The sequence below is a fragment of the Bradyrhizobium sp. PRIMUS42 genome, assembly GCF_023006515.1.
GTDB lineage: Bacteria > Pseudomonadota > Alphaproteobacteria > Rhizobiales > Xanthobacteraceae > Bradyrhizobium.
Genome location: NZ_JALBGZ010001246.1, coordinates 1 through 1,051 on the forward strand (window position 1 = coordinate 1; position 1,051 = coordinate 1,051).

Annotated in this window: 1 protein-coding gene; it reads left to right on the forward strand. The window is 67.1% G+C overall.

The window, feature by feature from the left end; genetic code table 11:
- Positions 1–1,051 (forward strand): cytochrome c (locus tag MOV75_RS39415; protein ID WP_247008242.1); only part of this gene is annotated, 1,051 nt, incomplete at both ends.

The following is a 1,051-nucleotide window of genomic DNA, read 5'->3' on the forward strand; positions in this document are numbered from 1 at the left end:
CATCCTGAAGGGGCTGCACGGCGGGATGCCTGCGACGCCACAAGCGTTGCCCGCGCCCGCCGCGCCGCAGCCGTCCCGCATCTGGGAAAATCCATTCGCCAAACGCGTCGGCATCTTCACGACGATTGCGGCCGTCTGCACCGCCGCGATCGGTATCGGCGCCGCGCTTCTGCCCGGACGGGCGATTGCGCCCATCGCACGCCCCGACGCATCAGTTTATTCCGCGGCGACCATCGCGCGCGGCCAGCAACTTGCCGCGCTCGGCAATTGCGCGGAGTGCCACACCACGATCAATGGTGTGCTCAACGCCGGGGGCCGCGCGCTGGAAACGCCGTTCGGCATCATCCACAGCACCAACATCACGCCCGACGTCGAGACCGGCATCGGTGCCTGGTCCTATCCCGCCTTCGAACGGGCGATGCGCGATGGATTGCATCGCGACGGCCGCCAGCTCTACCCCGCCTTTCCCTACACGCATTTCGCGAAGACCAGCGAGGCCGACCTTCAGGCTCTGTACGCCTACCTGATGGCACAGCCTGCGGTGCGCGCGACGACACCGGCGAATGAACTGGCCTTCCCGTTCAACCTTCGCCCGCTGCTCGCAGGCTGGAACGCGCTGTTCCACCGGACAAAAGAGTTCAAGCCCGATCCCGCCAGATCCGAGCAATGGAATCGCGGCGCCTATCTCGTGGAGGGCCTCGGCCATTGCAGCGGCTGTCACTCGCAGCGCAATGCGCTCGGCGCCGAGCAGCGCGAATCCTATCTGGCCGGCGGCTTCGCCGAGGGCTGGGAAGCGCCGCCGCTGACCTCGCTCTCGCATGCGCCGATCCCGTGGAGCGAGGACGAACTGTTCACCTATTTGCGCACCGGCCATTCGCGCTATCACGGCGTTGCCGCCGGTCCGATGGCGCCTGTGGTCAGGGACCTCAAAGCCCTGCCCGATCAGGACATCCGCGCGATGGCCGTCTATCTCAACTCGTTCAACGACAGCGCGGCCGAGACGCCGGACGCGCTTGCGGCACGGCTCGAAAGCGCGGCCCAAGTCACCGTC